Origin of the sequence: Acinetobacter sp. YH01006, assembly GCF_013420445.1 — a bacterium.
In the GTDB taxonomy this organism is placed as follows: domain Bacteria; phylum Pseudomonadota; class Gammaproteobacteria; order Pseudomonadales; family Moraxellaceae; genus Acinetobacter; species Acinetobacter pseudolwoffii.
Window position 1 is genome coordinate 1 of sequence record NZ_VOYB01000044.1, and the last position, 6,764, is coordinate 6,764.

Here is a 6,764-nt window from a genome sequence, read left to right on the forward strand (position 1 = left end):
GATTAGGCATTCTGTACCGTTAGAGTTTAGATAATTAAATACATATTGTACCGAAATTAAATATTAAGTCTATAAATACGGTTTTTGAGTTGCTTTTTAAGACTTTATTTTGTTCCGTTAGGCTATAGTCTAAAGTAACACCTTGAACTTTTGCAACAGTGCCCTTAAATTGCTATACACACCAATGGACCAAGCCGGTTCACGTTCTCTTGCATAACTGCAACTTTATTGAAGTTCACATGCTTCAAGATCGCTTTCATCGGCTCCGACATGCCTTCGGTTTCCGACAAATCCGAAATGTACTCTGACTGGTCTACATACTTATAGAAGTTGTTATCAGGGTGTTGTTCTTTAATGCTTTGCCAACATTGGGGAACCATCACAGAGACTGGTCTGATCAGGTTGAAATTATTGGCGATATTCAACCCATACAGGTCGAAATCGGTATACACCGCTACCGGACATTCTTCTGGCAGAACTTCAAGCAACTGATTGACTGACCGGCAGTTCTTACCATGCCCCCTGTAAAGGAATAGGCTGTCTTGCCATTCGAGTGGAACTTGCTGATACCAGTCCGAAATCCGTACAAGCATAGTGCCATTCTCAATAATGATCAGCTTCCTGATTTTTTCTACTGCAAGATGCTCTAAGGACACGGCTGTTGTCACGCCAGGATGTGCAATGTGCATCTCACCGGACTTTAACGGTAGTTGTGCATTGATCGCAGCAAACCAAAGCTGCTCACCGAAAACGCTGGCATTGCCAGACTTTTCATCTATACGATGATCAGCAAGCGATATTCGGTCTGCATTGGAGTCATACGTTACCTCTGGCTCCGTTTTTACATGCTTTCCGTACAGAACCCGAAGCACATCAAGATCTGATTCACTTAGATGCAGCTCACGTTTGATGATGCTGCCGATCTGCATGTCTTTGTTCAGCATTGTCCATGTCTTGTTAAGCTTCACCACTCTGGTTTTAAGCTGTAAAACCGTCTGAATGATTGAGAGTTCTCTTTGCCCTAAGCGCATTGCATCACCTTTCCGTTGCTGTCTTTGCGACGAAACACGATATCTGAAATGTAGTAGTTGCCATTATATTTAGCATCCGTTTCACCCACTAACTGCAACTCAAGATGGTTTGAGTGGTTGAGTTCAAACTCATACAGGAGGCGACTAATCCAGTATTCAAATTTGCATCCAGGCTCTAGGCGTATGTAGGCGTTCTTTGCTGATATTTCATTGATTGCCGGACTGCCAAAAGCGTCAAAGAAGAAAAATGCAGCTTTATCCAGAGGTGAGACTGCCTTCACTATCGTATGCGTTGCCTTCTCTACCGGTGGGCGTTTTTTTTCAACAACTGGACCATCTTTTTTAACACGCTTCTGATTGGCTGTCTGAGCTACCGCAGATAAAGTGTTCTCAAAATCCTCAAGGTAGATATCGGCACGAGCTTTCAGCTTGATAAGTGGTACACGACGGAAGCTATCAGGTGCCTTGTTGAAATCAATATCGGCATTCAGCGTCCGGTTGTTGGCAAAATGACGGTGCAGCGCATCAATCAGATTGATTCGCTCCTGGGTTTTTATGTCCTTTTTCCATTCAAAGAGTTGCTTGTCCAGTCGGTGATGGCTGTGGTTCATTTCTTCAATGGCTTCAAACACGCTTGGCTTGAGACGTTTGGAGATCACTCTCTGCAAGTCTGCATCACCTACCGCCAATTCATCCATCGTATTTGGTGAAAGGATTTCCAGTGCCGTAATTAGCATTTTGGCAGTCTTTAAGCTTTGTTCAGCCTTACGCATTTTCATGTCGTAGTTGTTGAACAGCGACAGATACTCAAAGCACTGATCGGCAAAATTGGTCATGTTCTCGCTGATATTGTTTGAAAGCTCAATAATCAGGTCACTTGCTTCAACCTTTAATACTTCGGCACTTTCCGGGTCCTCGACTTTTGACAAGGCATAGTCGGTACTCACCGTTTTGATACGATCAATCAGACCGCTAATGTCGGGTGCGGAAATGTTGCGTTTCTTTCTGTTTTTATAGAAATTCACAAACTCAATGACGAAGTTTCTTAGATGCAGCGTGTTTTTTTCTGCATCCAGATACCCAAGATCGCAAGACAGCAAATTATCAATCAAGGATTTGTTTGATTCATTGACCTGAATAGACGAACTGGTAAACATGATTGCTTCGGCAATAGCATCAATGTTTGCAGAGAAAACCTTCGCCCCACGTTCAGCCGGATTCACGAAGTCGATCATAGTAACTCGCCCTGCTCCACATCATCTGTTTGAGTGATATCAATCGCATTGTGTTCGGCAAGGTACTCAGCTTCATCGTAGAAAATCGACCAACGTGAAGTTGCCAAAAACTCAGTACCCACAACCCCAACCGGCACTAAATATTCGCGCTGTACCAAAAACTGAATAACACCGTTGATCTGGTCTTTCACTGTGCTTGCGGTCTTACCCAACTTTGCAGAGAGTTCTTTTAGCCCTTTTTGGACATGCTTGGACTTCTCCACTTCAACCAGGATTTCACCAGACGTAATTCTGTCGCCTCCAATCAGAGGTTCATTGCGCCCCCCTGCCTTTCTGAACAGTCGCAGCCAGTCCACAAGTGGCTCCATTTTGCTGACGTTTTCCTCAAACTGTTTGGTGATGACCTTTTTGATCTCAGGGTCACTTTCAATATCAAGGTAAATCAGGAAATACCCACCACCGCACGGTGTCTGAATACACTTTTTGCCTAGAAAACTAATATGGTTGTTTAGTTGATCTAAAAATTCGACATCATTCAAAAACTCAAAGTTCTCAAAATCACTCCACTGGTCAATTAGATAACCTTCTAATAATTTGGTCGCTACTTTTGTTAATCGTTTATCAGCCATTTAAAATTCTCCACTTTTTCCCTATTAGACTGGTTCTGCTGCAAGCAATGGGTTATCGCCTTCGATTTCCAGTGGAACAACAGTGCTGACACCATTGGCTCCAACAATGTAGAGATTCTTAAACTTGTGGTTAGAGGTTGAGTTTTCCGGTTGAGCACAGACCAGATAGATTTTGTTATGGTCCATCATGTCGAACAGCAAATTGGTGTTGATCGCATCAAAGTTGCCAATCTCGTCAAGCGGGATATGGATGTAGGTCGAGTTATCAGGGCATAACTTCCGTGACAATGCGAGGAACATGATCAGCACCAGAATACGTGACGTTCCTGTACTCCCTGCACTGGTAAAGTCGTTGTCAGTACGCAGCTCGGCAAGACGACCATTGTTCATCACGCTCATTTTCAGACGTACCATAGAGCGGATATCATCAGTATGTCCTTTGGTGCTTTCAATTGCCTTTAAGGTGTATTCACAGCAACGAATGAAATCCTCGCTCGGAATGGAGCTGCTTTGCATGTTTTCAAAGGATTGATAGTCCTCACACTGCAAAACAAACTGATTGAGCTGATCTAGGGTGTTCTTGTCATTCAGCACACTTTCCAGATTCATTGAGAAGTCAGTGAATGCCTTGAACTTGTTGCTACGGTTCAGGTAGCCAGACAGTTCCGTAGATACGCTCTTTAAACGCTTATTTAGATTAAGGATTTCCTGAATATAGTTACGCAACTGAGCCGATTTATTACGGAAAATGTTTGTGACTGCATCATGCTTTTTCGGCAAGTCGTAGTCCATGATGCTTTCGATGGTAGACATGGAGTTAATGGTGTTCATGGTTTCACTGGTAGTCCCCATACTCTCCATCTTTTCCTCAAACAGCTTGAACAGAGAGAAGGCTTCATATTTGCGCAGTAATGCCTTAGAAGCGTTTGTCTGCAAGCGTAATTGATAAATCTGTTTCTTCTGTGTATCAGCCAACGTACCCAGATCACGAGAGAAGCTGTCGAAGCTTAAAAACTCAGGTCGATCTACCTCTACCAATAGGATATCGTCATCGAACAGGTTTTCGATTTCACGCCCCTGTTTATCCAGCTTTTTGATTTTCTCCCTGAAATCTTGTGCACTCGCTTCAAGATTGTCCACTCTTGTACGAAGGGAGGTTCGGACTTGTTCAAGCTCACTTTCCAGTTTGGAAAGATTGTGGCTGTATTCAGATACAAGTTTCAGAGCTTGGTTCATGTCCTCGATATGGTTCTGCTTGTACTGATAGTGGTTTTTCTTCCACATATCGTACTCAGCCAAAATGCTTTCATAGCCTTTGACTTTGGTGTGCTGTGCAATCGCAGCCTTGATCTTCATTTCTGCCTGTTTCAGGATATTTTCATCCACGCCTTGCTCACGCAGTTTGCTGTGATACAGGTTGGTCAAATCATCCATCTTGGCTTGATAGCTGCTCTCTAGCTGCTTTTCCTTTGTGGCAATCAGGTCAAGCTTGATACGCAAGTCTGCATAGGACGCATCATAGCTCTCCTTTAAGCCATTTTTTTCAAGCATGTTGGCTGATCGAAGCTCACCACGTTTCTTCGGCTCAATCTGATTGTTGAAAGTTTGCAGCTCGTATTTCGCTCTATTTACAGCTTCTTGCTCAATACGTGTAGCTTCTGCCTTCTTCGCTTTCAGCTCTTTCTCAGTCTGGTCATAAACCTGTCGGGCTTGCTGCTTCTCGTTTTGCAGGGTATTTAACTCATTTTCGAGTTTAACAACTGCAATATTGGTCTCGTTGATCTCTCTATGGATGGACTGAGCCAGATGCGATTGCTTGTCGTACTGCTCAACCAAAGAAGCCGTGTAAATCTCGGCATCTTTCAGACGTATTTGTAGTTGCTCAAGACTGTCGGCTTCCCCTGGAATCTCCAACTTGTTCAGGTCTATTTCAAGACCATAGAGGCTTAGCGCATTGGCATTCACGCCAGTTTGCCAGACAGGGTTCAGGTTGGTTTTGAAGAAAAGCTCAGGATTGATGACCTTCGCAATGGTAGTACGCCAGTCCACATCTTCATTCGGTGCATCATTCAGGAACCGTAGCAAGGTGTCTTTCTGGAACAGGGTTGTACGCAGATTCTCTTCTGACTGCTTGGCTTTCTCAAGCTTGGCTTTTAATCCATTAAGATCATACTGCGCCTTGTTTTGATCAAAATTAAGTTGTTTAAGCTTGTTTTGAGCCGCTTTCAATTCGTCAGACTTTGCAGACAAGGTATTCTCTTTGACTTCATAAGCCAACTTGAGGCGCTGTAGCTGTAGGTTTTCTTCATCCGTAAACAGTGTTGATTGGTGCATGCGCTCCATAGCTGCTGACTGGATATCCAGAAGCCTTTGACGTTCACTGGAAATTTCTTGATCAAGAATTTGGAGCTGTTCAGCCTGTTTGCGCTCAAGCTCTTTCACCTTGAGATCAAAGCGGTTTCGCAACTGGTTGATTGCCTCCTGAACCTCGTTAGATTCAGCATTAAGGGCTTCACTGGATGCCATTTTTTCACGAAGCAAATCTGCTGAATGCTTGTCGTACTCGCGGTTGATATTTTCGTAGCTTTCAGTCAAAAACTGTTTGTATTTCTTCGCTTCTTCAATCTCGTTGAAGTAGTGCGCACGTTTCTTATATTCCTGTTCCATGACGGAAATATTCATGTCTTGATAACGTCTTTCCGCAACTTCAATATCATGAATTGCCTGTTTAAAGTTACCTGCAGACTTTTCTTTTACTGCAATCAGCTCTTTGACTTGTACAATCTGGTTATTCAGGTTACGGACTGTCTCATTCCCTTTGTTCTTTACCGCATAGATTTCATGCTCTATCGAACTGATCTGCTGCTCGTAGTTCACCACATGGTCCCGGAGTACCAACAGGTGTGCATGAAGCGCATTAAAGGAGGCTAAGACCGCATTCTTTAACTGAATGCCAGAGATAATCTTCTGCTTTTCCGATTGAAGGCTTTGTAGGGCTTTCACATCATTGATGGTTGCTAACCAATCTGCGGTAGAGGTTGGTTTTGTTTTGATTTTCTCGTTGTCCAAATACGCTTCAATTAACATGGTTTTGAAGTTTGAGACAACATTGTTCTGGTTAATCGTTACCTGGGTCAGATTGCTCAGGAATTTTAGCTGTTGTTTGCTTCCAGACAGTGAATAGCGGTTGCATAAATCACGAAGGTTTCTTTCACCTGTCAGTCGTGATTTATCTGCAGTCAGCGTATAGATATATTCAGGGATGCTGTCGATCTGACGGCTCACATCAACGCCAGATTTATAAACCTGATCAAATACGTCTTTCACATTCTGAGAAAGACCCAAGATTTCCAGACTGCTCTCACTTAATAGCGTATCTTCCGCGCATCCATCAACAAATCGGTAGTTGTGCTTGCCCTGATTATTATTGCGATACAGCACCACACACTTTGTACCTGAGTGAGCAAGGTATTCAAAAATCACCATGCTTCGACTGCTCGGCAAATAGTAGTCTACGAAATTTTTCTTGTTTGCAGCTTTCTCTATTAACCCATTTGGTGAGGCACCAAAGAAAATAGGAATCAGGTTCAGGAATGAGGTTTTCCCTGCACCGTTGATACCGGTAATGTTTGTATGACCACCACTAATATCAACTCGGAATAGTTTAGATGAAAGAAAAGAATCATAAAGAATGATTGACTGTAAACCTTTCATAGAGGTTTCTTGAGGGTTAATAATACTCATTAGACTTCCTTCATAAATCATTTTTCAACCAATTTAATTGTTTATCTTTCACCCAATCTAAATTGTATATGCCAGCAAGTAAATTAAACCGCAGGTTTAATCGTTTACGACGATTTCTATATACA

4 protein-coding genes are annotated in these 6,764 nt (G+C 42.8%); all 4 read right to left on the reverse strand.

The features are described from left to right. Positions 1 to 164: 164 nt before the first annotated feature. The 4 genes from FTT73_RS15560 to FTT73_RS15575 are packed head-to-tail and all read right to left on the reverse strand — an operon-like array spanning position 165 to position 6,639. Entirely contained in the window at positions 165 to 1,031 is an 867-nt protein-coding gene (locus FTT73_RS15560; RefSeq protein ID WP_004676005.1) for a hypothetical protein, read from the reverse strand. Next, positions 1,022 to 2,266, reverse strand: a complete 1,245-nt coding sequence (locus tag FTT73_RS15565; protein WP_005100615.1) for a hypothetical protein — start codon at positions 2,264 to 2,266, stop codon at positions 1,022 to 1,024. Before FTT73_RS15565 ends, FTT73_RS15560 begins: the two co-directional genes overlap by 10 nt. Continuing rightward, positions 2,263 to 2,895, reverse strand: a complete 633-nt coding sequence (locus FTT73_RS15570) for a hypothetical protein (RefSeq protein WP_004676008.1) — start codon at positions 2,893 to 2,895, stop codon at positions 2,263 to 2,265. Before FTT73_RS15570 ends, FTT73_RS15565 begins: the two co-directional genes overlap by 4 nt. A 24-nt stretch (positions 2,896 to 2,919) precedes the next feature. Then, on the reverse strand, positions 2,920 to 6,639 hold the full coding sequence (locus FTT73_RS15575) for an ATP-binding protein (protein ID WP_078390059.1): 3,720 nt from the start codon (positions 6,637 to 6,639) through the stop codon (positions 2,920 to 2,922). Positions 6,640 to 6,764 lie beyond the last annotated feature (125 nt).

What these genes read in the sequence shown, in the direction of transcription:
- FTT73_RS15565 (WP_005100615.1), bottom strand. Translation starts at nt 2,266, where the DNA reads ATGATCGACTTCGTGAATCCGGCTGAACGTGGGGCGAAGGTTTTCTCT.
- FTT73_RS15560 (WP_004676005.1), bottom strand. Translation starts at nt 1,031, where the DNA reads ATGCGCTTAGGGCAAAGAGAACTCTCAATCATTCAGACGGTTTTACAG.
- FTT73_RS15575 (WP_078390059.1), bottom strand. Translation starts at nt 6,639, where the DNA reads ATGAGTATTATTAACCCTCAAGAAACCTCTATGAAAGGTTTACAGTCA.
- FTT73_RS15570 (WP_004676008.1), bottom strand. Translation starts at nt 2,895, where the DNA reads ATGGCTGATAAACGATTAACAAAAGTAGCGACCAAATTATTAGAAGGT.